Source organism: Neisseria sp. Marseille-Q2251 (assembly GCF_940793045.1).
GTDB lineage: Bacteria > Pseudomonadota > Gammaproteobacteria > Burkholderiales > Neisseriaceae > Neisseria.
This window is the reverse complement of sequence record NZ_CALNWV010000024.1, coordinates 11,943-34,789: the sequence shown is the minus strand read 5'-3', so window position 1 is coordinate 34,789 and position 22,847 is coordinate 11,943. Positions and strand designations below refer to the sequence as shown.

Annotated in this window: 20 protein-coding genes and 1 pseudogene; 10 read left to right on the top strand and 11 right to left on the bottom strand. The window is 54.1% G+C overall.

Features of this window, described 5'->3' with window-relative positions:
* Window positions 1-424: 424 nt before the first annotated feature.
* From dksA to AAG834_RS08965, 5 genes are all read right to left on the bottom strand, one after another.
* Window positions 425-841, bottom strand: coding sequence for an RNA polymerase-binding protein DksA (dksA, locus tag AAG834_RS08985; RefSeq protein ID WP_003744416.1), 417 nt, complete (start codon window positions 839-841; stop codon window positions 425-427).
* Window positions 842-1,034: 193 nt separating this feature from the next.
* Window positions 1,035-1,589 (bottom strand): YggT family protein, encoded by a 555-nt coding sequence (locus tag AAG834_RS08980; protein WP_342031923.1) that lies wholly within the window; start codon window positions 1,587-1,589, stop codon window positions 1,035-1,037.
* A 2-nt stretch (window positions 1,590-1,591) separates the two neighbouring features.
* Window positions 1,592-2,389, bottom strand: coding sequence for a pyrroline-5-carboxylate reductase (gene proC / locus AAG834_RS08975; protein ID WP_342031922.1), 798 nt, complete (start codon window positions 2,387-2,389; stop codon window positions 1,592-1,594).
* A 90-nt stretch (window positions 2,390-2,479) separates the two neighbouring features.
* Window positions 2,480-2,875, bottom strand: coding sequence for an RNA-binding protein (locus AAG834_RS08970; protein WP_342031921.1), 396 nt, complete (start codon window positions 2,873-2,875; stop codon window positions 2,480-2,482).
* The gene (locus AAG834_RS08965) at window positions 2,872-3,579 is read right to left on the bottom strand and encodes a YggS family pyridoxal phosphate-dependent enzyme (RefSeq protein WP_342031920.1); all 708 of its coding nucleotides are present in this window, start codon (window positions 3,577-3,579) and stop codon (window positions 2,872-2,874) included. The genes AAG834_RS08970 and AAG834_RS08965 overlap by 4 nt, the downstream gene beginning before the upstream one ends.
* A gap of 179 nt (window positions 3,580-3,758) precedes the next feature.
* On the opposite strand from AAG834_RS08965, the gene AAG834_RS08960 reads away from it, so the two are divergent.
* On the top strand, window positions 3,759-4,805 hold the full coding sequence (locus AAG834_RS08960; RefSeq protein ID WP_342031919.1) for a type IV pilus twitching motility protein PilT: 1,047 nt from the start codon (window positions 3,759-3,761) through the stop codon (window positions 4,803-4,805).
* A gap of 167 nt (window positions 4,806-4,972) precedes the next feature.
* Complete coding sequence (locus AAG834_RS08955) at window positions 4,973-6,205, top strand: PilT/PilU family type 4a pilus ATPase (protein ID WP_342031918.1); 1,233 nt, start codon at window positions 4,973-4,975, stop codon at window positions 6,203-6,205.
* A 309-nt stretch (window positions 6,206-6,514) separates the two neighbouring features.
* On the opposite strand, the gene AAG834_RS08950 is transcribed toward AAG834_RS08955, so the two are convergent.
* Both AAG834_RS08950 and AAG834_RS08945 read right to left on the bottom strand, forming a co-directional pair.
* Window positions 6,515-7,351, bottom strand: a complete 837-nt coding sequence (locus AAG834_RS08950; RefSeq protein WP_342031917.1) for an FKBP-type peptidyl-prolyl cis-trans isomerase — start codon at window positions 7,349-7,351, stop codon at window positions 6,515-6,517.
* Between the two features lie 59 nt (window positions 7,352-7,410).
* Window positions 7,411-7,605 carry a hypothetical protein gene (locus AAG834_RS08945; RefSeq protein ID WP_342031916.1) on the bottom strand — a complete coding sequence of 65 codons (195 nt, stop codon included), beginning with the start codon at window positions 7,603-7,605 and terminating at the stop codon, window positions 7,411-7,413.
* Window positions 7,606-7,828: 223 nt separating this feature from the next.
* On the opposite strand from AAG834_RS08945, the gene AAG834_RS08940 reads away from it, so the two are divergent.
* On the top strand, window positions 7,829-8,365 hold the full coding sequence (locus AAG834_RS08940) for a porin family protein (RefSeq protein ID WP_003767081.1): 537 nt from the start codon (window positions 7,829-7,831) through the stop codon (window positions 8,363-8,365).
* Between the two features lie 103 nt (window positions 8,366-8,468).
* Here AAG834_RS08940 and AAG834_RS08935 read toward each other — a convergent pair whose 3' ends face one another.
* Complete coding sequence (locus AAG834_RS08935; protein WP_342031915.1) at window positions 8,469-11,486, bottom strand: Rne/Rng family ribonuclease; 3,018 nt, start codon at window positions 11,484-11,486, stop codon at window positions 8,469-8,471.
* Between the two features lie 567 nt (window positions 11,487-12,053).
* Between AAG834_RS08935 and AAG834_RS08930 the strand changes: the two genes are divergently transcribed.
* The 3 genes and pseudogenes from AAG834_RS08930 to AAG834_RS08920 all read left to right on the top strand — a co-directional run bounded on the left by AAG834_RS08930 (window position 12,054) and on the right by AAG834_RS08920 (window position 16,514).
* A complete protein-coding gene (locus AAG834_RS08930; RefSeq protein ID WP_342031914.1) occupies window positions 12,054-13,052 on the top strand; it encodes an RluA family pseudouridine synthase in 999 nt (332 codons plus the stop codon).
* Between the two features lie 531 nt (window positions 13,053-13,583).
* Window positions 13,584-14,207, top strand: a complete 624-nt coding sequence (gene rsmG, locus AAG834_RS08925; protein ID WP_342031913.1) for a 16S rRNA (guanine(527)-N(7))-methyltransferase RsmG — start codon at window positions 13,584-13,586, stop codon at window positions 14,205-14,207.
* A 203-nt stretch (window positions 14,208-14,410) separates the two neighbouring features.
* A pseudogene (locus tag AAG834_RS08920) lies at window positions 14,411-16,514 on the top strand (TonB-dependent receptor).
* 88 nt (window positions 16,515-16,602) lie between these two features.
* Here AAG834_RS08920 and murI read toward each other — a convergent pair.
* Complete coding sequence (gene murI, locus AAG834_RS08915; protein WP_003779418.1) at window positions 16,603-17,412, bottom strand: glutamate racemase; 810 nt, start codon at window positions 17,410-17,412, stop codon at window positions 16,603-16,605.
* 255 nt (window positions 17,413-17,667) lie between these two features.
* On the opposite strand from murI, the gene tsaE reads away from it, so the two are divergent.
* Together tsaE and AAG834_RS08905 are read left to right on the top strand one after the other, a co-directional pair.
* On the top strand, window positions 17,668-18,144 hold the full coding sequence (gene tsaE / locus AAG834_RS08910; RefSeq protein WP_070870402.1) for a tRNA (adenosine(37)-N6)-threonylcarbamoyltransferase complex ATPase subunit type 1 TsaE: 477 nt from the start codon (window positions 17,668-17,670) through the stop codon (window positions 18,142-18,144).
* Window positions 18,126-19,385, top strand: a complete 1,260-nt coding sequence (locus AAG834_RS08905; RefSeq protein WP_070870401.1) for an N-acetylmuramoyl-L-alanine amidase — start codon at window positions 18,126-18,128, stop codon at window positions 19,383-19,385. The genes tsaE and AAG834_RS08905 overlap by 19 nt, the downstream gene beginning before the upstream one ends.
* A gap of 230 nt (window positions 19,386-19,615) precedes the next feature.
* Here the strand turns inward: AAG834_RS08905 and AAG834_RS08900 are convergent, their stop codons facing one another.
* Window positions 19,616-19,804, bottom strand: coding sequence for a hypothetical protein (locus tag AAG834_RS08900; protein WP_342031912.1), 189 nt, complete (start codon window positions 19,802-19,804; stop codon window positions 19,616-19,618).
* Between the two features lie 32 nt (window positions 19,805-19,836).
* Between AAG834_RS08900 and AAG834_RS08895 the strand changes: the two genes are divergently transcribed.
* Both AAG834_RS08895 and AAG834_RS08890 read left to right on the top strand, forming a co-directional pair.
* The gene (locus AAG834_RS08895) at window positions 19,837-20,187 is read left to right on the top strand and encodes a helix-turn-helix domain-containing protein (protein ID WP_342031911.1); all 351 of its coding nucleotides are present in this window, start codon (window positions 19,837-19,839) and stop codon (window positions 20,185-20,187) included.
* On the top strand, window positions 20,091-20,987 hold the full coding sequence (locus AAG834_RS08890; protein ID WP_342031910.1) for an IS3 family transposase: 897 nt from the start codon (window positions 20,091-20,093) through the stop codon (window positions 20,985-20,987). The genes AAG834_RS08895 and AAG834_RS08890 overlap by 97 nt, the downstream gene beginning before the upstream one ends.
* A gap of 98 nt (window positions 20,988-21,085) precedes the next feature.
* Here the strand turns inward: AAG834_RS08890 and AAG834_RS08885 are convergent, their stop codons facing one another.
* Entirely contained in the window at window positions 21,086-22,798 is a 1,713-nt protein-coding gene (locus tag AAG834_RS08885) for a flotillin family protein (protein WP_003759828.1), read from the bottom strand.
* Window positions 22,799-22,847 lie beyond the last annotated feature (49 nt).

Genomic DNA, 22,847 nt, shown 5'->3' with positions numbered 1-22,847 from the left:
CATCATCTTGTCTGTCTTTCAAACAGTGTGAGGCTGTCGCACTCACACTTATCGGTAATCTGTTTTGTTAAAGAGCAAAAACGAATTATAAAGCATTTCATCTCATTGTCAATCAAAACTTTTCTTATAAACCTCGAAAAATTAGACCAACTGTGATATACTTATTTGTTCGTTCAACCACCGCCGAAGCAGCGAAGAACCGAACTATACCCCCCTCCTCAAAACCCGTCAACTCCTAAACAATAAAAAATTCTGCAAAACACTTCAACAAACTGAAATTCAACAGCTTTTATTTCACAAAACTCAAAAACACCCGAACCCAATCCGCACTCAACCGCACCAAACAACAAAGGTCGTCTGAAATCTCTTTCAGACGACCTTCGTATTTTCTTACTACCTAATTTAATCAACCGATTTCGTTATTTTAGTCGGCAAACTGTTTTTTCATACGTTCGCGGCGCTCTTGTGCCTCTACGGAAAGTGTAGCAGTCGGGCGGGCAAGGAGGCGTTTGAGGCCGATGGGCTCGCCGGTATCTGCGCAGAAGCCGTACTCGCCTTCGTCAATGCTGCGGATGGTTGCTTGTACTTTACCCAGAAGTTTGCGTTCGCGGTCGCGGGTGCGTAATTCGAGCGCGTACTCTTCTTCTTGAGTGGCGCGGTCGGCGGGATCGGGAGCGGATTCGTGTTCTTGCAGGTGGCCGGTGGTGGCAGATGCGTTTTCAATCAGTTCGTCTTGCATTTTTACCAGCAGTTCGCGGAAGAATGCCAACTGGTCGCTATTCATGTAATCTTCTTCCGGGCCGTCCCAATTCAAAATGTCTTGTTCTGTCAGCTTTGCCATAATTTTTCTTTCAATCTATTGTGGGAAACGAAATGCTACTCAAGTGGTTTATTTTATTGATTTCTTAGAACTTCTTTTCTTAAGTCCGTTTAGAAATGGCGGCATAATACCATGTTTTCACAGCCGTGGTTTTGATTTTCACTTTTTTGCGTTTTGCTTACGTCATACTGCAAATTCTTAATGAACTTGCTGTCTATTGTAGTAGCCACAAGTTGATTTGACGGGTAATTTGAGGCGATAGACTGCTTAACCAAATCCACAGCAATAATGCCAATATACTACCTGAAAAATCGTAGCGTCCGTACTTTAAAAACTGCACGGGAGAAAGTATGGGGCGATATATCCGTTCCAGCGCGACGGAAAGCTGGGAATAGGGATCTTTAATACTGAGCGCCATGCGGATAAACAATCCTATCAACAATACATAAGCTGCTGATTTAATTGTATTCAACACTGCCAGTATAAAATTGGCGATGATGATTTTGACGCTGAATGCGGCAGGTTGCGCCACTAAAGTGATGAAGGTGAATACGATGTAATATAACAACAGTCCTGACACCAGGCAGGCTGGGTCGTATTTTTTTATGGGCAGGATTTTGTGCAGCGGATTGACCAACCAATCGGTTGATCGCTTGCTGAACGCCAAGAGCGCATGATTTTCACTCAAACCCGCCGCTTGCAAGAAAAGGCGTGCCAAACACAGGATAACGATGCCGTCGGCAAGCAATATCAATAAATCTCCGCGCATTTTCAGACGACCTTATATTGTTGTGCCATTTCCTGCGAACGCCTGACGCAGGCTTCAACGCCTTGGGCAATGGCTTCAGCGACGTGGCATGATTTGAACGTTTCGATGGCTTCGTGGGTGGTTCCGCCTTTGGAAGTAACGTTTTGCTGCAATCGCGCAAAGTCTTCGCCGCTTTGTTCTGCCAAGGCGACTGCGCCTTTGAACGTGGCGAGACTGAGGGCGCGTGCATCTTCTTCGTCAAACCCCTGCGCCTGAGCGGCGGCTTGGAGCGCGCCGAGCAGGTAAAAAACGTAGGCGGGTCCGCTGCCGCTGATGCCGGTAATGTTGTGCAACTTGTCTTCTTCTTCCAACCAAACAGTCAAACCGATGGAACGCATAATGCGGTCGGCGGCGGCGCGGTCGGCTTCGGAGACTTCCGCTGCGGCAAACATGCCAGATACACCCAAACCGATTTTCCCCGGCGTATTGGGCATAGTACGGACGATGCGGCACGTTCCGCCAAGGTAGCGGCTGAGGGTATCAATAGACAAACCGGCAGCAACGGATAGCACCAATGCGCCGTTGACACGAACGTTGCGGCACGCAGCTTCCATGTCCTGCGGTTTGACGGCAAGGATTAACACGTCGTCTGAATTCAGTTCAGGCAGGGATTCGGAAACTTCAACATTCAATTCTTTTGCCAAACGCTCGCGTTTTTCCGCGCCGCGGTTGGCGATGTGGATGCAGTATCCGCCCTGCTTGACCAATCCGCCCGCAATGGCGGCTGCCATATTGCCGCCGCCTAAAAAGTAGATGTTCATAAATTTCCTTAATTTTTTAAATGAGATACATTTTCTGAGGTCGTCTGAAATGTCGTTTCTACCCAACCGGAAAAATTTCAGACGACCTTTTTACCAACGGACGCTTTCGGGCAGCGATGTTCGGTATAAACCCTGTTTTTCCAAACAATCTAATCCTTCTTGTTTGAAAGTTTCCGCCAAAGGGCGTTTATCGCGGGTGTGCCAATCCAGTCCGCAAGCTTCAAACTTTTTGATTTTCCTACTGAAATAATCATTAGCTGCTGTACGATAAGCATTGTCGTCAACGGAATAACTCCCGTCTGCCAAACGTGTTCCGCGGAAATCCTCGATAGAAGGCGGCGGCTCGCCTTTAATTTCCCAAAAATCTATTGCTGCCGGCTTTTTGGGCTTACACCAGCCCGATAAGGACTCACATTGATACCAGCCCATCAACCGACAACCCGTTAAGGTCAAACCAAGCAAAAAGACCGAGATAATCTGTTTCATTGACTATCTTTCCCTTTTTGCTCCCGTCTGCCGAAAATTGCGCTGCCGATGCGCACATGCGTTGCGCCGCACACGACCGCCACAGGCATATCGTCAGACATTCCCATAGACAACACATCCGCATCAACGCCCGCCGCATTCAGGTCGGCAAGCAGTTTCTGCATGGTTTGGAACTGATGGCGCAATTCGGCTTCGCTGCTGCCTGCTTTGGCGACACACATCAACCCGCGCACAACCACATTCGGCAACTTCGCCACTTCCACCCCCAGCGCGACCGCCTCATCGGGCGCAACGCCGTGTTTCGCCTCCTCGCCCGCTATATTGACTTCGATGCACACCTGCAAAGGCGGCATTTCGGGCGGACGCTGTTCGCTCAGGCGGCGGGCGGTTTTCAGACGACCTACCGTATGCACCCAATGCGCGCGTTCGGCGACAAATTTGGTTTTGTTCGACTGCACATCGCCGATGACGTGCCAAACGATGTCGGACAAATCCGCGAGCGTTTCCGTTTTCTCGTACCATTCCTGAATATAGTTTTCACCAAAATCACGCTGTCCTGCGGCATATACCTCGCGGATATCGTCTGAAGGGAAGGTTTTGCTGACCGCAATCAGACCCACTTCGCCCGTCTGCCTGCCCGCCTTTTGCTCGGCCTCGGCAATACGGCGGCACACCTCCGCATAATTTTGTTGCAATACCGACATGATTTCTTCCTTTATTACATCAATTACAGCGATTTTGAAAATTTTACTTGGTCTGAACGGTTTATGTATTTAAAATAATACAATTTATCGGAACCTGAACAGGGAAACGCCCAGCATTCCGCGCCCGCATTTTTAATCGGGTTCCGCCTCATTATTCTAAACTAAAACAAGGCCACATTATGCAGATTACCGACTTACTCGCTTTCGGCGTCAAAAACAAAGCTTCCGACCTTCACTTAAGCGCCGGAATGTCCCCCATGATCCGCGTTCACGGCGACATCCGCCGCATCAACCTGCCCGAAATGTCCGCCGAAGAAGTCGGCAACATGGTCACTTCGGTCATGAACGACCATCAGCGCAAACTGTTCCAACAAGATTTGGAAGTGGACTTCTCCTTCGAGCTGCCCAACGTCGCCCGTTTCCGTGTCAACGCATTTACCTCCAACCGCGGCCCTGCCGCCGTCTTCCGTACCATTCCGAGCGACGTATTGACACTGGAAGACCTGCGCGCCCCGCGTATTTTCCAAAAAATCGCCGACAACCCGCGCGGCTTGGTATTGGTAACCGGCCCGACCGGTTCCGGTAAATCCACCACGCTGGCAGCGATGATCAACTACATCAACGAAACCCAGCCCGCACACATCCTCACCATCGAAGACCCGATCGAGTTCGTCCACCAAAGTAAAAAAGCCCTCGTCAACCAGCGCGAGCTGCACCAACACACCCACAGCTTTGCCAACGCCCTGCGTTCCGCATTGCGTGAAGACCCGGACGTAATCCTCGTGGGCGAGATGCGCGACCCCGAAACCATCGGCCTCGCGCTGACTGCCGCCGAAACCGGCCACTTGGTATTCGGTACGCTGCACACCACCGGCGCAGCCAAAACCGTGGACCGTATCGTCGACGTATTCCCTGCCGGCGAAAAAGAAATGGTGCGTTCGATGCTGTCCGAGTCCCTGCGCGCGGTCATTTCACAAACCCTGCTGAAAACCCGCGACGGCAACGGCCGTGTTGCCGCACACGAAATCCTCATCTCCACCCCCGCAGTGCGCAACCTGATCCGCGAAAACAAAATCGCCCAAATCAACTCTGCTCTGCAAACCGGTCAATCACACGGTATGCAAACCCTCGACCAAGCGCTGCAAACCCTCGTCCGCCAAGGCACCATCAGCCCCGACGTAGCCCGCAGCAAAGCGCAAAACAGCGACAGCATGAACATCGTCTGATCAGCACACCATTATCGGGAACAGACAAGGTCGTCTGAAAACGCAGTTTACACAACGAGGAAACCCGTTTCCCGTTTTCAGACGACCTCCGCAAGGCAGGCAACACCCAATAACAAACAAACCGCCCGCCGGTCTCAATATTCACTTACTGATAAAGAGTACACAAAATGAGCGAAACAACTCCTTTACACGACTTACTCAGCGAAATGGTGCAAGCCTACTCGCAAAAAAACCAACCGCCGCATATCCCCACCCCCGCCGAAATCGGCACGCACCTCCATCCCCTGCTCGACCGCATGTGCGTCGAAGCAGAAAAACGCGGCGCATCCGACATCTTCATCAGCGCAGGCTTCCCGCCTGCCGTCAAAGTCAGCGGCACCCTGACCCCCGTCCCGCACAAAGCCCTGACCGGCGAAGACACAGCCGCCATCGTCGAATCCACCATGAACCCCGAGCAGCTTGAGACCTTCAACCGCGAATGGGAACTCAACTACTCCGTCCAATCCCGCAGCAACACCCGTTACCGTGTCAACGCCTACCACGAACAAGGCCGCGTCGGCATGGTCTTGCGCCGCATCAACCAAGAAATCCCCGAAATGGAGAGCCTCGGTCTGCCCGCCAAACTCAAAGACCTCTCCCTTTCCCCGCGCGGCCTGCTGATCCTTGCCGGCCCGACCGGTTCCGGTAAATCGACCACCATGGCATCTATGCTCGACTACCGCAACCACAAAATGCCCGGCCACATCGTCACCATCGAAGACCCCATCGAATTCATCTACAAACCCCGCCGCAGCATCTTCACCCAGCGCGAAGTCGGCATCGACACCAACGACTGGAAAATCGCCGTACAAAGCGCGATGCGTCAAGCGCCCGACGTCGTCTGTATCGGCGAGGTGCGCAGCGAAGCCAGTATGGAATACGCCCTCCAGCTTGCCCAAACCGGCCACTTGTGCGTCTTCACCATCCACGCCAACACCGCCGCCCAAACCATCGAGCGTATCATCAACTTCTACCAAGAAGACCGCCGCAAACAAGTCCTCATGGATTTGGCGCTCAACCTGACCGGCATCATCGGCCAGCGCCTCGCCATCAAGAAAAACCGCAGCCAGCGTACCGCCGTCGTCGATTTGCTGCTCAACACACCCGCCATGCAGGATTTGATTTTCAAAGGCGAGCTCATGGAAATCCGCGAACTCATGACGCGCTCCGGCACAGACGGCATGCAGACCTTCGACCAACACCTGTTCGAACTCTACACCCAAGGTCAAATCGAATACGACGAAGCCCTGCGCCAAGCCGTTTCCACCAACGACCTGCGCCTGCGCATCCAAATGCACGAAGAAGGCAACGACCCCGACCGCCTCTACGACCGCATCAGCGATTTGAACCTGATTTCGTAAACACCCGATTTCAGGCAAAACAAAGGTCGTCTGAAAACCCCGATTCAGGTTTTTCAGACGACCTTCTTTCATATAGTGGATTAAATTTAAATCAGGACAAGGCGACGAAGCCGCAGACAGTACAGATTGTACGGCAAGGCGAGGTAACGCCGTCCTAGTTTAAAGTTAATCCACTATATTTGATACGGCGGATTACCCACTCCCTTATCAAGAAGGTTTTAGGGAAAGCACAACCATCGGATTGGCTTTAAGCAGCACCCAGTTTCGCATGAGCGCCAGTCTTAAGCTCCCTTTGTCGAAAGAAGCAGATTACCGAATACGATGTTTGCCGTTTCTGTCGATTTTGACCAATTTGACATCGAATATCAAAACGGAATTCGGACCGATTTTATTGCCAACCTTTTCTTCTCCGTAAGCGAGTTTGGCAGGAATATAAAAGGTAGCCTCGCCGCCTTCTTTCAAAATCCTCAAACCTTCTCCTAAGCCTTTTATGATTTGCCCAACCGGAACAATGGAGTATTCGCCTACGCCGTCATCACTTGCACCGTCTTTACTGCTGTCGAAAACAGTACCGTCAATCAGACGGCCTTCATATCCAATATGTACGAGATCGTTTTTCCGAGGCTGTCTGCCTGTACCCTCTTTGATCATTTTGTACTGCAAACCGGATGCTGTTGTTTTCACGCCCTCTTTAGTGGCATTTTCTTTCAAAAAAGCTTCGCCTTTTTCTTTATTGGCTTGGGCTTCTTCCTCGTATTTTTTCGTTGCTTTAGCTTCAAGTTCTGTCATGATTTCCACCTGCGCTATGCTGGCTTCCGATTCACTCAATTTAGTCTGTTTACCATCGTATACGGACTGTACGGCGTTAAAGAAGGCTTTCATATCAACTTCGAAACCCTGTTCCTTCATCTGCTTCAAGGATTTGCCAACGTCCATACCCATTGCATAGCTGCCTTTTTCATCCAAACTTTTGAAAGATGAAGATGTATCCGATTCAGCAGAAGCCTCGGTTTCTTTTGCAGTTGTACCGTCAAGGGATGAAGGCGTGGTCGTAGTTGAAGAAGTATCGGGGGTTTTATTGCTGCAAGCTGCCAAGGAAAACGTGGCAATCAGTGCCAACATGCTTAATTTCAAGATTTTATTCATAGTATTTCTCTTTGCGAGAGGTTGGAAGAAGCAGGGATTATAACCTTCGCATAAAGAAATCAGAAAAAAATCATATAAACACGATAAAACAAAGGTCGTCTGAAACCCGAAAACCAAGTTTTCAGACGACCTTTCTCACGCTTATGGCAATAAAGCCACATCAACCAATGTAAACCGTCATCTAAGCCTTTATCATTTTTTCTACACTCCGCCGCCGCCGCCAAACGCCCCTCTCTCCACACAGCAAGCTCCATAAATCTTCATACTTTTCATCGTACTTTACGCAAATTATAAATCGCGCACCTCGACATTTCGGTCGGCACAAATTCAGCCGTTTCAACGAATTACAAACGTTAAGCACTTGAGAAAATGGGTAACGCCTCGGCAAAGGCGGTTGCGGGTCATCCGCAAGCATCCGATACTGGATTCGTCGGAAGCAGAAACACGCTTCCTGTTTATCCGTGAAGGAGCATTATCATGAAAAAAACCTTACTGACTGTTTTATTGGCTACCGCTTCCGCCATCACTTTCGCTGACGGTTCTTTTACCGGCGCAGGCTTGGAAGTCGGCGCGGGTGCAACCAAAAGTGATGTGCGCAACGTTAATCTGAACGAAAAAACCAAAGGCGACGTTGCCGTACGCGGCAGCTACAACACACAATTCGGACAAAGCAACTGGATTGGCGGCGTTGAAGCCGGTGTCAAACCGCTGCACCGCAAAATCGCGGGCAATGCGAAACAAAAAGTCGATGCCAACGTTTCCTACGTCCAAGGCTACCGCCTGACCGACAACGCGCTGGCTTACGGTAAGGTCGGCTACCACTACGGCCGCTTCGACAATCTGGGCGCGAAACGCAACAATATGAACGGCCTCGGCTACGGCGTGGGCGCGAAATACGCCGTAGCACCGAATGTCGAAGTCGGTGCCGAATGGGAGCAAACCCGTTATAAAAAAGACAATTTGAAAGTCCACAACAACAGCTACATGGCTACTGTCGGTTACCGCTTCAAATAATCTTTTTTAAACAGACAAAGGTCGTCTGAAACCGGATTTACGGTTTCAGACGACCTTTTTATCGATTCGGGCATCTTAAAACGATGTCCTCTTCTTTCAGCCTTTAGTCTTTGCGCGTTTCCACCAAGACCATTTCGGTGGCGGCAACGGGTTCGGCTTCGACTTTCGGCACGTCTGCGCGGCGCAGGCCGGATTCGGGTTCGGGCTGAACCTGCTCGGCAAAAGCGGCGACGGCTTCAGGATTGGTTTCGACGAACACCAAACCGCCTAAGTCGGGCATAGCGGCAACGGCGGGAGCAGTTTCTTCCGCTTGGCCTGCTTCCGGCGCGGTTTGCGGTTCGGATTCTGCTGCTTGGGCGGCGGCGGCGGCCGCTGCTGCTGCGGCAAGGGCTTCGATGGCGGCGGCGGCTTCGCGTTCGGCTTTCCAAACGACCAGTTCTTCCTCCATTTCAACGACGGCTTCGGCTTCACCTTCGGCAGGGACGGCGGTCATCGGTTGGTAGCCGTCTTCGGTTTCGATGGCGAACACGGAGGTCGGGGTTTCTTCAACGCTGCCGATGGCGGAGTCGATGATGCTGCATTCGTCGTCGGTGCTGTCTTCGATCAGGATGCCGCTGTCCGCTTCTTCGCCTTCGATGGAGAACACGAAGGCTTCTTCAGTGGCCGCAACGGGTTCGGAAACGACGACAACCAAAGGCTCGGCACTATCCTCGGGAGCGGGGATGGTTACGGCAAACGGTTCTTCTTCGACGGGCTCGCCCATGACGTGCGCGGCGGCGAAGCGGACTTTGTCGGCGGTATCGTGAATATTCAGGTACTGCTCGATTTTGGCGGCAGACGGAATATTGCGTTTTTTACCGTTTTGACGGCGGTCGCGCTGATTGTTGCGTTCGCGGCGGTCGCGTTGGTTGTTGCGTTCGCGTTGGCGGCGTTCGTTGCCTTTCGGTGCATCGTTATCGGCGGTTTGCACGCCCTCTTCCGCTGCGTTGTCCACTGCTTCGGACAAGGTTTCTTCCGCACGGATTTCCGCTTGTTCGCGGTTGCGTTCGTTGCGGTTGTTGTTGCGGCGGCGTTTGCTGCCTTGCGCCTGTTCGCCCGAACGGGATTCGTTTTCAGACGACGTTGCGGCGGCAAGTGCTTGGACTTCGAGGTTTTCGGCTTCCGCGGCGGCGTTGCGCTCGTTTTGGCGGTTGCGGCTGCGGCGGTTGTCTTTGGCGTTGCGGGTTTCGTTTTCCGCCGCCTGATTGTCCGCTGCTTTGTCTTTGAAGTCCGCCACTTCGCGCACTTCTACCTTGCTGCCGTCGTGCCTATTGTTGCGGCGCGGGTTTTGGCGGCGGTTGTTTGCGCGGCGGTTGCCGGAATTGCCGTTGCGGTTGTTGCCGTTTGAAGTGCGTTTTTCCGCCACTTCGGCAACAGGCGCGGTTTCGACTGCGGTATTGCCGCCGAAAATGCGTTTGAGCCATGCTTTAAAGGTATCCCACCATGAACCGCTTTTCTGCTCGGATACGGTCGGGGCAGGTTGGGTATGGCGCACACCTTTGACGGCGGGTTCGGGACGGGCGGCTTTGGCTCTTTCGCTGCCGAAAGGTTTGGCGGATTCGTCTTCTTCCGGCTCGGCAACGCGTTTGTAGCTCGGCTCGCCGTCTTCTTCTACGTCGTCGATGCGGATGCGGTTGATTTCGTAGTGCGGGTTTTCCAAGTGGATATTCGGAATCAGGACGACGTTGACGTCCAAACGCTCTTCCATCGCAAACAGCTCGGCGCGTTTTTCGTTCAGCAGGAAGGTGGCGACATCGACGGGCACTTGGGCGTGCACTTCGCCGGTGTTGTCTTTCATCGCTTCTTCTTGAATGATGCGCAAAACGTGCAGGGCGGTCGATTCGATGCCGCGGATGACGCCGGTACCGGCGCAGCGCGGGCAGGCGACGTGGCTGCTTTCGCCCAAGGCGGGTTTCAGGCGTTGGCGGCTCAATTCCAAGAGGCCGAAGCGGGAAAGTTTGCCCATTTGCACGCGGGCGCGGTCTTTTTTGAGCGCGTCGCGCAGGACGTTTTCAACATCGCGCTGGTGCTTGGGGTTTTCCATGTCGATGAAGTCGATGACGACCAAACCGCCCAAGTCGCGCAGGCGCATTTGGCGGGCGACTTCTTCGGCGGCTTCCATATTGGTTTTGAAGGCGGTGTCTTCGATGTCCGCGCCGCGTGTCGCACGGGCGGAGTTGACGTCGATGGAAACGAGGGCTTCGGTGTGGTCGATCACAATCGCGCCGCCGGAAGGCAGGCTGACGCTGCGGGCAAACGCGCTTTCGATTTGGTGTTCGATTTGGAAGCGGGAGAACAGCGGCGTGTGGTCTTCATAGAGTTTCAGACGACCTACGTTGCTCGGCATGACGTAGCTCATAAACTCGGCAACTTGGTCATAAACCTCTTGATTGTCCACCAGAATTTCGCCGATGTCGGGACGGAAATAGTCGCGGATGGCGCGGATGAGCAGCGAGCTTTCCATGAAGAGGAGGTAGGGTTCGTGGTGCGCCTTGCCGGCTTCTTCGATGGCCTGCCAAAGCTGTTTGAGGTAGTTCAAATCCCATTCCAACTCTTCCGCGCTGCGGCCGATGCCGGCGGTGCGGGCGATGATGCTCATGCCGTTCGGAATGTCGAGTTCCGCCATAGCGGCTTTGAGTTCTTGACGCTCTTCGCCTTCGATACGGCGGGATACGCCGCCGCCGCGCGGGTTGTTGGGCATCAATACCAGATAGCGTCCGGCCAAGCTGATGAAGGTGGTCAGCGCCGCGCCTTTGTTGCCGCGTTCGTCTTTTTCGACTTGGACGATGACTTCCATGCCTTCTTTGAGCACGTCTTGAATGCGCGCCCTGCCGCCTTCGTAATCTTGGAAATACGAACGCGATACTTCCTTAAACGGCAAAAAGCCGTGGCGGTCGGTTCCGTAATCTACGAAACACGCTTCCAGCGACGGCTCGATGCGGGTGATGATACCCTTATAAATATTACCTTTGCGCTGCTCTTTACCCAGCGTTTCGATGTCCAAATCCAAAAGGTTTTGCCCATCGACAATGGCAACGCGCAGCTCTTCGGCCTGCGTTGCATTGAACAACATTCTTTTCATAATCATTACCTCGCACAGGCGGGCAGCCTTTTCAGACGACCTGCCTGCTCTTTGTCAGACACTCTGCGAGGCGGGCGGGATTAGGCATAGCCCGCGCCCCTTTTCGGCGCGGGATGCAGAAACCCGGATGAGCAATCAGTTTTTGAATTGAAGTCCGCAAGGTTGCACGCCGCCCAAAACAATGCGGCCGTGTGCGGAAGGATACGGATAAAGAAGGCAATAAAGAACAATGCGGCGGAACACTCCGTCCGCCGCCGAAGTCCGGACGGTACAGGCCCGGCTTGAAAAACAGGTAGCCGACATCTTCTTATTATCGTTATGCCGGAAGTTTCGAACGGTGCGGCGCGGCAGGTTTGTCAAACACCCGCCCCTCGTCTTATGCCCGGTCAAATCGGCAAAATCAAATCAAACTTAATCACGCTCCTGCGTTTACGGGCTTGGGCATAAACGCAGGGAAAATGCTTTGCAGAGTGCGTTTTTAATATAAAATCTCGTTTTAACAATACCATCCGTCCCATACGGCCTGTTTGTACAGGTTTCTGCCGAAACGGATGTTCGGGATTATAGATGAAAACGCACGCAATAAGCAAAGATTCAGTCAGCCTGATTACCGTCGCCGAACACGAAGCCGGACAACGCCTTGACAACTATCTGATAAAAATCCTCAAAGGCGTACCCAAAAGCCATATCCACCGCATTATCCGCGCCGGCGAAGTGCGCCTGAACAAAAAACGCTGCAAACCCGACAGCCGCATCCAAACCGGCGACCTGCTCCGCATCCCGCCCGTGCGCACCGCCGAAAAACAAAGGTCGTCTGAAAACCGCGCCCAAGCCGTACCCGCACGCGAATTTACCATCATCTACGAAGACGACGCATTGCTCGTCATCGACAAACCCGCAGGCATTGCCGTCCACGGCGGCAGCGGCGTGAGCTTCGGCGTCATCGAACAAATCCGCCGCGCCCGACCCGAAGCCCGCTATCTCGAACTCGTCCACCGCCTCGACAAAGACACCAGCGGCCTCCTGATGATCGCCAAAAAACGCAGCGCGCTCGTCAAACTGCACGAAGCCATCCGCAACGACCACCCCAAAAAAATCTACCTCGCGCTAGGCGTAGGCAAACTGCCGAACGACAGCTTCCACGTCAAACTGCCCCTGTTCAAATACACCGGCGCACAAGGCGAAAAAATGGTGCGTGTCAGCGAAGACGGACAATCCGCGCACACCATCTTCCGCGTGCTCAACCGCTTTTCAGACGACCTCCTGCACCAAGTCGGCCTCTCACACCTCACCCTCGTGCAAGCCACCCTGAAAACCGGCCGCACCCACCAAATCCGCGTCCACCTCCAATCCCAGCAATGCCCCATCGCCGGCGACGAACGCTACGGCGACTACCAAGCCAACAAACGCCTCCAGAAACTCGGTTTGAAACGAATGTTCCTGCACGCCGCCGAGCTGCACCTCGATCACCCGCTGACAGACGAAAAACTCATCTTAAAAGCCCCACTGCCGCAAGAATTGGCACAATTTGTCCTGATGCTGGAAAACGCAAAGAAGGTCGTCTGAAACCGTAGCGTGGGCTTTGCCCACGCAATCTGTTACTCAACAATCCGATATCCTCCATGGTCTTCGCACTCATAATTATGGCAAAGCCCACCTTACGGCTTGCTGCGCTTCTTATGCAATAAAAATTAGAAAATTTGCATTAACCAAGTGATTCTGCTATAATTTCGGCGTTTAGCGGCTGTAATTTTAAGGTTTTTTTGGTCAATAGATATATTTGAGGTTGGTGGGATAGGTTCGACTCCTATAAAAGTGCAAATCTTAGTTTTCTCGGTATTAATCGTAATAAAATCCATCGTAAATTACTTATTAGTAGCTCCAGTATCTAGGAAGGAGGGTAACAATATGAGTAAATTTAAACTAATACTTGCAGCAATATTCGACAACATACATGCACTCGGATTTGCATACTTTAGTGGTAGTCTACTGACCAAAAAATCTTTGGAATAAGAAAAAAGGTCGTCTGAAAATACAATATTTCAGACGACCTTTTTTTCCGCTACCATAACGCCCGACACAACACGGACAAACACCATGACCCCGACACAGCAACTCCAATCAGGCATACAGGCATTAGGTTTGGACCTATCCGCAGAACAGCAAACCCTGCTGCTCGCCTATACCGACCTGCTCAAAAAGTGGAATAAGACCTACAACCTCACCGCCCTGCGCGACGAAGCGCAAATGGTCAGCCACCACCTGCTCGACAGCCTGACCCTGCTCCCCTACCTCCAAGGCGCGCACACCATGCTGGATGTCGGCTCCGGCGGCGGACAGCCCGGCATTCCCGCCGCCATCTGCCGTCCCGACCTCAACATCACCCTTCTGGACGCCAACACCAAAAAAACCGCCTTCCTGCAACAAGCCGTCATCGAACTCGGACTCGCCAACGTCCGCGTCGTCAGCGGCCGCGTCGAAGCCGTTCAAGACTTCCAAGCCGACATCATCACCAGCCGCGCCTTCGCCGAACTCGCCGACTTCGTCAACTGGACGGCACACCTGCTGAAAGAAGGTGGCCGCTGGGTCGCCATGAAAGGCGTGTACCCCGAAGAAGAAATCGCCAAACTCCCCGACACCGTCGCCGTCGAACGCGTCGAAGCCCTCCACGTCCCAGGCTTGGATGCAGAACGGCATATGGTGGTTTTGAAGAAGGTTTGAGCCTTCCGAACGTTGAGCCTGAATATTGCAAAGGTCGTCTGAAAACCCGAAACAGGGCTTTTCAGACGACCTTTCGGTTTATGGCTGCTTCGTTGCAAAATATAAACACGATTTATCATAAATAAAGATAATTATTATCAATTATTTCGATTAAGCAAAAATATTTCCTATAATGCCGCATCCCTTCACCTTCCGAGTTGAACATGCAATATTCTGCCCGCCTTTCCCTGCTTCCCGCCCTGATTGCCTCCGCCTTCCCGCTGTATGCCGCCGATAGCGAACATTACACCGCCACACTGCCCACCGTTACCGTGGTCGGACAGTCCGACACCAGCGTACTCAAAGGCTACATCAACTACGACGAAGCCGCCGTTACCCGCAACGGCCAGCTCATCAAAGAAACGCCGCAAACCGTCGATACGCTCAACATCCAAAAAAACAAAAATTACGGTACAAACGATTTGAGTTCCATCCTCGAAGGCAACGCCGGCATCGACGCTGCCTACGATATGCGCGGCGAAAGCATTTTCCTGCGCGGTTTTCAAGCCGACGCATCCGATATTTACCGCGACGGCGTGCGCGAAAGCGGCCAGGTGCGCCGCAGCACTGCCAACATCGAGCGCGTGGAAATCCTGAAAGGCCCGTCTTCCGTGCTTTACGGCCGCACTAACGGCGGCGGCGTCATCAACATGGTCAGCAAATACGCCAACTTCAAACAAAGCCGCAACATCGGTGCGGTTTACGGCTCGTGGGCAAACCGCAGCCTGAATATGGACATCAACGAAGTGCTGAACAAAAACGTCGCCATCCGCCTCACCGGCGAAGTCGGGCGCGCCAATTCGTTCCGCAGCGGCATAGACAGCAAAAACGTCATGGTTTCGCCCAGCATTACCGTCAAACTCGACAACGGCTTGAAATGGACGGGGCAATATACCTACGACAATGTGGAGCGCACGCCCGACCGCAGCCCGACCAAGTCCGTGTATGACCGCTTCGGACTGCCTTACCGCATGGGGTTCGCCCACCGGAACGATTTTGTCAAAGACAAGCTACAAGTTTGGCGTTCCGACCTCGAATACGCCTTCAACGACAAATGGCGCGCCCAATGGCAGCTCGCCCACCGCACGGCGGCGCAGGATTTCGACCATTTCTATGCAGGCAGCGAAAACGGCAGCCGCATCAAACGCAACTACGCCTGGCAGCAGACCGACAACAAAACCCTGTCGTCCAATTTCACACTCAACGGCGACTACACCATCGGCCGTTTTGAAAACCATCTGACCGTAGGCCTGGATTACAGCCGCGAACGCCGCAACCCGACATTGGGTTTCAGCCGCGCCTTTTCCGCCTCCATCAACCCCTATGACCGCGCAAGCTGGCCGGCTTCGGGCAGGCTGCAACCCGTCCTCACCCAAAACCGCCACAAAGCCGACTCCTACGGCATCTTCGTGCAAAACATCTTCTCCGCTACGCCCGATTTGAAATTCGTCCTCGGCGGCCGTTACGACAAATACACCTTTAATTCCGAAAACAAACTCACCGGCAGCAGCCGCCAATACAGCGGCCATTCGTTCAGCCCCAATATCGGCGCAGTGTGGAACGTCACGCCCGCCCACACGCTCTACGCCTCGTATAACAAAGGCTTCGCGCCTTATGGCGGACGCGGCGGCTATTTGAGTATCGACACTTCGTCTGCCGCCGTGTTCAACGCCGACCCCGAGTACACCCGCCAATACGAAACCGGCGTCAAAAGCAGTTGGCTGGACAATCGTTTGGACACCACCCTGTCGGTTTACCAAATCGAACGCTTCAATATCCGCTACCGCCCCGACGCGCAAAATGATCCCTACACTTGGGCAGTCGGCGGCAAACACCGTTCGCGCGGCGTGGAGTTGTCCGCCATCGGACAAATCATCCCCAAAAAACTCTACCTGCGCGGATCGTTGGGCGTAATGCAGGCGAAAGTGGTTGAAGACAAGGAAAATCCCAACCGCGTGGGCATCCATTCATTTGGATAACACCAGCAACGTTACCGGCAACCTGTTTTTCCGTTACACGCCGACTGAAAACCTCTACAGCGAAATCGGCGTAACCGGTACGGGCAAACGCTACGGCTACAATTCGAGCCAAAAGGTAACCACCACGCTTCCCGGCTTCGTCCGTACCGATGCCATGCTCGGCTGGAACCGCAAAAATCTGAACCTCACTTTCGCCGTCGGCAATCTGTTCAATCAAAAATACTGGCGTTCCGACGCCATGCCCGGCGCGCCGCGTACTTATACGGCGCGGGTGAATTACAGTTTCTAATCCCGGACAGGAAACAGAACAAAGGTCGTCTGAAAACCCGTGTTTCGGGTTTTCAGACGACCTCTCGTTTTGGCATGCGGGATACGCCTTACCCCAGCGAGACCATTTCGATTTGTTCCATACTGCGTCCGAGGAAGCGTTCGCCTATGGTGCGGAAGCGCAGGGGGATGTCGCTGACGTAGAAGCGGTAGTCGGGGCTGTCGTTTTCCGTGTTGAGCAACCCTGCTTGGGCGAGCGCTTGGGCGGTCGCTTCGGCGGTGGTGATGGCGGAGTCGACCAGGGCAACGTTTTGCGCTTCTTTGCCGATCAGGGGCTTGAGCAGCGGGAAGTGGGTGCAGCCGAGGACGAGCGTGTCGATGTCGTCCACCAAGAGCGGCTTGAGATATTCGCGCACGGTCAGGCGGGTCACTTCGTGGTCGAGCCAGCCTTCTTCCACCAGCGGCACGAGCAGCGGCGTCGCCTGCGTACGCACGAGCGTGTCGGGATTTTGGGCGTGGATGGCGCGGGCGTAGGCGTTGCTGTTGACGGTGGTGTTGGTGGCGATGATACCGATTTTGTTGTTGCGCGTGGTGTTCAGGGCGGCCTGCGCACCGGCGGAAATCACGTCCAATACGGGCATATTGCCTGCTTTTTGGCGAATTTTCTGTCCGGCAACGGCTGCGATGGTGTTGCACGCGATGACGAGCGCCTTGACATCGTTTTCCAGCAGGAAATCGACAATCTGCATGGCGAAGGTTTCGATGGTGGCGCGGGATTTGGTGCCGTAGGGAACGCGGGCGGTGTCGCCGAAGTAGATGATGTTTTCCATCGGCAGGCGTTCCATCAGGGCGCGGACGTTGGTCAGGCCGCCGACGCCGGAATCGAAAACGCCGATGGGGCGTTGTTTGCTGATAGTCATGATGCGGTTTGTACGGATTAGGTATGATGGGGCGGATTGTACACGTTCGGCGCAAGGCTTAACAGGGACGGAGGTCGTCTGAAAGGGTTTGGGTTGTGTGGAAACGGCGTTTTCAGACGACCCCTGAAGCGTTTGGACGGCAAACGGCAAAGATGCCGATTGAACATCTTTATCTAACTTTATCCTCCCTTATGTTTGCAAATGCCCGTAAATACAGCATAATTAAGGTCTTTAGAACACGATAAGGCTGATTTCATGAGCGACGGCGCAACCCTTTCCCGCCGGCTTCCCGACGAAGAGTCCACACTCAAGCTGGGCGGGAGTTGGGCAAAATCGCTGCGCGCGCCATTGGTCATCCATCTGCAAGGCGATTTGGGCGCAGGAAAAACCACGTTCACGCGCGGCATCCTGCGCGGACTCGGACACACCGGCGCGGTCAAAAGCCCGACCTACGCCATCGTCGAATCCTATCCGCTGGAAGCGTTCACGCTCCATCATTTCGACCTTTACCGCTTTGCCTCGCCCGAAGAATGGGAAGATGCGGGTCTGGACGACCTGTTCTCCCCTGACAGCGTCTGCATCATCGAATGGCCGCAACAGGGCGGCGCGTTCACTCCGCCCGCAGACATCACCGTATCCCTGAATCACGCCGAGCAGGGCAGAACCTGCACCGCTACCGCACACACCGCCAACGGACAAAAAAGTTTAGAAGCATGGTTAAATTCAAACTGACACGAAGACAAGTCGTCCGCCAAACTGCCGGACTGTTGTTCACCCTCACGCCGATTGCCTCCGCCCTCGCCAAAGCCGCGCCGCCAGCCCAATTCGTCGCCGCCCGTATTTGGCCTTCGCACGCCTATACCCGTATTACCATCGAAAGCTCGCGCGCGCTGCAATATCAGCATTTCGCCCTGGAAAACCCCGGCAGGCTCGTCGTCGACATCCAAAACGCCAACATCAACAGCGTCCTGCAAGGCATTTCCGGCAAAGTCCTGCCCGACGACCCCTACATCCGCAGCATCCGCGCCGGACAAAACACCCCGACGACCGTACGCGTCGTGATCGACCTCAAGCAAAACGCCCATCCGCAAGTCTTCTCGCTTGCTCCGGTCGGCGGCTTTAAAAACCGCCTCGTGATCGACCTTTACCCGCACGGTGTCGATGCCAACGACCCGATGATGGCGCTGCTCAACGGCAATCCGCCGAAACGCATGCAAACGCAACGTCCTGCCGAGCGCACAAACATTGCCCAAGACACGCCTGTGCGCTCCAACCGCGGCGGACGCCGCCCCGTCATTATGATAGACCCCGGTCATGGCGGTGAAGATCCCGGTGCCATCGGTCCTAGCGGTTTGAAAGAAAAAAACGTCGTCCTCTCCATCGCCCGCGAAGCCAAAAACCGCCTTGAAAGCATAGGCTACACCGTTTACATGACCCGCAACGAAGACATCTTCATCCCATTGGGCGTGCGCGTCGCCAAAGCCCGCGCCCGTAATGCCGACGTGTTCGTCTCCATCCATGCCGACGCCTTCACCAGCCCGTCTGCGCGCGGTACCGGCGTGTATATGCTCAACACCAAAGGTGCGACCAGCTCCGCCGCCAAATTCCTCGCCCAAACCCAAAACAACGCCGACGCCATCGGCGGCGTTGCCAAAAGCGGCAACCGCAGCGTCGATAATGCCATTCTCGACATGACCCAAACCGCCACCATGCGCGACAGCCGCAAACTGGGACATTCCGTCCTGACCGAATTGGGCAAACTCAACCAACTCCACAAAGGCCGTGTTGACGAAGCCAACTTCGCCGTCCTGCGTGCGCCCGACATCCCGTCCATCCTCGTCGAAACCGCCTTCCTGTCCAACCCGACCGAAGAGCGGCTGCTTGGCAGCGATTCCTTCCGCCGCCAATGCGCCGACGCCATCGCCACCGGCATCCAAAAATACGTCAACAACGCCGTATTGCGCAGGGGCTAAACCGAGTTTGTTGGAAAAGATAAAAGGTCGTCTGAAAACAGGTTTTCAGACGACCTTTGTGTTTTTATGCTTTTAAACCGTTTGTTCGTCGAGGGCAAACTGCTGCTTCCGTGCCGGCTTGCCGCAGACTCAGTTTACTTGGTTCGGCTGGGTTCGGAAGAGGGTGTCGGGTGCGACTTGGGCTTTCTCTAAGCGGGCAAACGCTGTTTATGTTCGGCAAGCTGTATCACTCATTCCGCCCATTTCGTTTGTTTTTTCTTCGGCTTCCAACTTGTTTTCTGTAAGCCGAACGCCTGACGAATACGCTGCACCTGTTTGTCGCGTTTGATGCGATGGAACAGGTTTGGCTGATGGCAGATTTGTTCCTTCCATGACAAAAGGTCGTCTGAAACCTGAACTGCACCCCAAAAGTTGGACACATACCCTCCAACCACCAAGGTGCAGTTTTTTTATGAGCAAATATACATTACACTTTAAATACCAAGCCGTACTCCACTACCTGCATATACGCAGCCAACAGCGTACCGCAGATCATTACGGCATCTCCCGAACCCACCTGCGACGATGGATACGCGCCTATCAAGAAGGCGGCATCGGCGCACTCGAACATCCCCAATCCAAAACCATGCCCCAACACCGCAAAAACCCCTTCATCGCCGACAAACCCGACCACGAAAAAACACAGGCGGAGCTTATCGAAGAGTTGTGCTATATGCGCGCAGAGGTCGCCTACCTAAAGGAGTTAAAAGCCCTCAGCCAAAAGCAGACCGAAAAGGACAAAGCCAAACCGTCCAAGCACTGAGGGCGCAACACCCGCTCAAATACCTGCTGCATATCGCAAACCTGCCCAAAAGCAGCTTTTACTACCACCACCAAGACCGACCCGACCCCGATGCAGCCGACAAAGCCCTCCTTGTCGAAACCTACCGGCGACATAAAGGACGCTACCGGCAAAGGCGCATTGCCGCAGCATTGGGTTGGAACCGCAAAAAAGCAGCGCGGCTGATGAGGCAGCTAGGACTGAAAGCCCTCATACGGGCGAAAAAAGCCTACCGCCATCCCGCCATGGGCGAGATATCGGAACACCTCCTCAAACGCCGGTTCACAGCCCGAAAGCCCAACGAAAAATGGCTGACCGACGTGACCGAACTCAAAGGAAAGGACGGCAAACTGTACCTCTCGCCAATCTTGGACTTGTTCAACCGAGAAATCGTCGCCTACGCCATGAGCCGCAATGCTAACAGCGAAATGGTGAAGGAAATGCTCGAAAAAGCCGCACCCCGTCTGACTGCTAAAGGAACGATGCTTCATTCGGACCAAGGTGTGCTGTACCGTACGTCGGGATATAGGGAATTGCTTGCCCAACATTCCATGGTTCAAAGCATGTCGCGAAAGGCGAATTGTTGGGACAATGCACCGATGGAAAGCTTCTTTGCGGTGTTGAAGACAGAGTGTTTCTATAACGCAGGTGAATTGACGGTGGACGAATTGATGAAACAGATAGATGACTATATGGATTACTACAACCGGGAGCGTTGCAGTTTGAAATTGAAAAAGCTGAGTCCTGTCGCATACAGAACCCAGCTTGCACAGAGCGCCTGAATAGGCTTTTATGAGTGTCCAAGATTTGGGGGCCAGTTCAACCCCTGTTTCGAGGTTTCAGACGACCTTTGCTTTTTAGACTTTCTTAACGGCGCGGCTTATTCTTTGCCGATGCCTTTATCCAGTCCCTGCGTCAGACCGTTGATGTCGCCGCCGTTCAGGCCCAATTCTTTCAAGAGGCCGTCAACCAGCGGGGCTTGGCTGCGGTAGCGCAGGGCGCTATTGACCATTTGGTCGGCGAGGCTGGCTTGTGTGGTTTGACCTTCCGACACGCCTTCGGAGCCGTTGGCAGCGCCGCTGAATCCGCCCAAGCCGTTGACTTGCAGAATCTTGATGTCGTCGATGTTTTCCATCGGGCGCACGGATTCGCGGATGATGTCGGGCAGGTGTTTCAAGAGGGCGAGGCGCACTTGCATTTCGACTTGCTCGACGCTCAGGACGTTGGCGGCTTCGTTAACGGCGCGGGTACCTTCGGCATCGACTTTGTATTGCTGCTCTTGCGCTTGTGCCAGCAGGACTTTGGCATCGGCTTCACCTTTGGCTTGCAGGCGTTGTTTCTCGGCTTCGGCTTCGGCGGCGATGCGCACGGCTTCGGCGCGGTCTTGCGCGGCCTGTTTCTCGGCTTCGGCGGCGACGGTGAGCGAAATCGCATCTTTTTGTGCGGCTTCTTCGGCAGCAATCAGTTCGACCGCTTTGGCACGTTCGGCGCGTTCGGTTTCGCGTACGGTAATCACGCTCTCTTCTTCACGAACGGCGGCGGCGCGGGCTTTGTCGGCCTCGGCTTTGGCTTCGGATTCGGCACGCGATTTCTCGGCAACGGCGATGGCGCGGTCTTGTTCTGCCAACTCGATGGCTTTGCGGCGCTCAACCTCCGCCTGCTCGACGGCTTGGGCTTTGCGGATGTCTTCGTTTTTAATATCGCGTTCGGCGGCGATTCGTTTCAAATCCACTTCGCGCTCGGCGGCGATTTTAGCTTCTTCCGCCTCGCGTTTTTTCTGCGCTTCCTGCTCGGCGATGCTGGCTTCCTGTTCGGCGCGGCGCACGGCGATTTCGCGTTCTTGTTCGAGTTTGGCGTATTCTTCTTCGCGCGAGATTTTCAGGCGTTGCTGCTCGGCTTCGAGGTTTTTGGTTTTAATCGCCAAATCGGTGTCTTGTTCGATTTCGTTGCGTTTTTTGCGGCGGCCTTCGATGGTTTCGGTCAGTTTGGTCAGACCTTCCGCGTCAAAGGCGTTTTGCGGGTTGAAAAATTCAAAGCTGGTCTGGTCGAGGCCGGTCAGGGAGACGGTTTCGAGTTCGAGGCCGTTTTTAAACAAGTCTTCGCTGACGACTTGTTGCACTTTTTGAACGAAATCAACACGTTTCTCGTGCAGCTCTTCCATCGCCATTTCGGCGGCAACGGCGCGCAGGGCGTCGACGAATTTACCTTCGACGAGGTCTTTCAATTCGTCGGGCGACATGGTTTTCATACCTAGCGTTTGCGCGGCGGTGGCGATGCTCTCGGCGCTGGGTTTGACGCGGACGTAAAATTCCGCCATCACGTCAACGCGCATCCGGTCGCGGGTAATCAACGCCTGCTGCGCCGCGCGGCGCACTTCGAGGCGCAATGTGTTCATGTTGACGGGGATGATTTCGTGCAGCACGGGCAGCACCATCGCGCCGCCGTTCATGATGACTTTTTCGCCGCCGAAGCCGGTACGGACGAAGGAGACTTCTTTGCTGGCGCGGCGGTACAGGCGGGTGAGAATAAGGCCGAGTACGAACAGCGCGACGAGTATGACGCCGGCGATGATGCCGATAGAAACTAAGTTCATGGGTTTTCCTTTCTTGTTGTCGATATACCCTTGAGGGGCGTGGGTTCAG

Bases quoted from the DNA above. Each gene is read 5' to 3' on its own strand.
- dksA (WP_003744416.1), bottom strand. From the start codon at position 841: ATGGCAAAGCTGACAGAACAAGACATTTTGAATTGGGACGGCCCGGAA.
- AAG834_RS08980 (WP_342031923.1), bottom strand. From the start codon at position 1,589: ATGCGCGGAGATTTATTGATATTGCTTGCCGACGGCATCGTTATCCTG.
- proC (WP_342031922.1), bottom strand. From the start codon at position 2,389: ATGAACATCTACTTTTTAGGCGGCGGCAATATGGCAGCCGCCATTGCG.
- AAG834_RS08970 (WP_342031921.1), bottom strand. From the start codon at position 2,875: ATGAAACAGATTATCTCGGTCTTTTTGCTTGGTTTGACCTTAACGGGT.
- AAG834_RS08965 (WP_342031920.1), bottom strand. From the start codon at position 3,579: ATGTCGGTATTGCAACAAAATTATGCGGAGGTGTGCCGCCGTATTGCC.
- AAG834_RS08960 (WP_342031919.1), top strand. From the start codon at position 3,759: ATGCAGATTACCGACTTACTCGCTTTCGGCGTCAAAAACAAAGCTTCC.
- AAG834_RS08955 (WP_342031918.1), top strand. From the start codon at position 4,973: ATGAGCGAAACAACTCCTTTACACGACTTACTCAGCGAAATGGTGCAA.
- AAG834_RS08950 (WP_342031917.1), bottom strand. From the start codon at position 7,351: ATGAATAAAATCTTGAAATTAAGCATGTTGGCACTGATTGCCACGTTT.
- AAG834_RS08945 (WP_342031916.1), bottom strand. From the start codon at position 7,605: ATGGAGCTTGCTGTGTGGAGAGAGGGGCGTTTGGCGGCGGCGGCGGAG.
- AAG834_RS08940 (WP_003767081.1), top strand. From the start codon at position 7,829: ATGAAAAAAACCTTACTGACTGTTTTATTGGCTACCGCTTCCGCCATC.
- AAG834_RS08935 (WP_342031915.1), bottom strand. From the start codon at position 11,486: ATGAAAAGAATGTTGTTCAATGCAACGCAGGCCGAAGAGCTGCGCGTT.
- AAG834_RS08930 (WP_342031914.1), top strand. From the start codon at position 12,054: ATGAAAACGCACGCAATAAGCAAAGATTCAGTCAGCCTGATTACCGTC.
- rsmG (WP_342031913.1), top strand. From the start codon at position 13,584: ATGACCCCGACACAGCAACTCCAATCAGGCATACAGGCATTAGGTTTG.
- murI (WP_003779418.1), bottom strand. From the start codon at position 17,412: ATGACTATCAGCAAACAACGCCCCATCGGCGTTTTCGATTCCGGCGTC.
- tsaE (WP_070870402.1), top strand. From the start codon at position 17,668: ATGAGCGACGGCGCAACCCTTTCCCGCCGGCTTCCCGACGAAGAGTCC.
- AAG834_RS08905 (WP_070870401.1), top strand. From the start codon at position 18,126: ATGGTTAAATTCAAACTGACACGAAGACAAGTCGTCCGCCAAACTGCC.
- AAG834_RS08895 (WP_342031911.1), top strand. From the start codon at position 19,837: ATGAGCAAATATACATTACACTTTAAATACCAAGCCGTACTCCACTAC.
- AAG834_RS08885 (WP_003759828.1), bottom strand. From the start codon at position 22,798: ATGAACTTAGTTTCTATCGGCATCATCGCCGGCGTCATACTCGTCGCG.